Origin of the sequence: Pseudomonas rustica (genome assembly GCF_018336155.1) — a bacterium.
GTDB lineage: Bacteria > Pseudomonadota > Gammaproteobacteria > Pseudomonadales > Pseudomonadaceae > Aquipseudomonas > Aquipseudomonas rustica.
Genome location: NZ_JAGYHF010000038.1, coordinates 1 through 939, shown reverse-complemented (window position 1 = coordinate 939; position 939 = coordinate 1). Strand labels below are relative to the sequence as shown.

Annotated in this window: 1 protein-coding gene and 1 pseudogene; both read right to left on the bottom strand. The window is 61.4% G+C overall.

Annotated elements, in window-relative coordinates:
- Positions 1–695 (bottom strand): structural protein (locus KFS80_RS26755; protein WP_212546472.1); only part of this gene is annotated, 695 nt, incomplete at its 3' end.
- Positions 688–939 (bottom strand): annotated as a pseudogene (locus KFS80_RS26750) (DUF4055 domain-containing protein); the annotation flags it as partial. The gene KFS80_RS26755 and the pseudogene KFS80_RS26750, both read right to left, overlap by 8 nt.

Genomic DNA, 939 nt, shown 5'->3' with positions numbered 1-939 from the left:
TCCCTCGCCTGACACATGGCGCTGGTCTTGCTGTCGAGCGTGGAGATCCAGCGCCAGCCCTGCAGGATGTCGTCGTTGGCCTTGAGCGTTTCCATGCGCGCCGTGCTGGCGACATGGTTGGTCATGGTGCGAACGAGCGATGAAGCCTGATCCTGATGCAACTGGTGGATGCTGGTAAGACGCCGACCGATCTGCTGGCTGGTCTCGCCCAAGCTGGAACCGATCTGAATCTCGCCGATGATCTCGGCTGCCTTTTTGGTGCCGAACTGGTCGAGCGCACCACTGATGCTGATCCGTTGAACGCCCTTGCGGGCCTCCAGCAGCATCGGGTCAGCCAGTGCCGCCGCGCTCACCATCTCCGCCGAGGGCACATTGAACTGGACGACAGCCTTGATGACCTTGCCCAGCATCTTGCCGTTGAACTCAGCCTCATAGACCGCGAACTCGCCGAGGTCGAGCTGCGCCCTGCCCTTCATGTCGTCGTAAATGCCCCGCAAATCGCCTTGGAGCGTTTCTATCTGCGAGGTGTACCGACGCGTGCCGTAGGCGCTGAGGCCTGCCGTCACGCGCGCCTTTGCCGTATTGATGGCCTTGCTGATGAATGACGCCACCCGCTTTAGGTTTCCGCCGGCGTATCGCTGGACGTACACCTGGTGCCGAGTGGTGGCATCCGTCAGATAGCCCTCACTACTCATCCTTCACCTCTGGCGGCTCGTTCGGTTTCAGCGGGTCGTCTTCGCTACCCGGCACCGGCGCCTCGCCCTCGCGATCGTCGTCAATGTCGTCGTCCGTGCGGTCAGACTCCAGCACACCCGCCTGACGCAGGTTCGTGCGCAAGTCCTTCTTGGCGATGATGCCCTGTTGCCAGAGCTGCATCTGAGCCAGGATCGACTGCGCGTCCATGACCTGATCGAAGAACTCTTGATTGAGCCAGAAGAC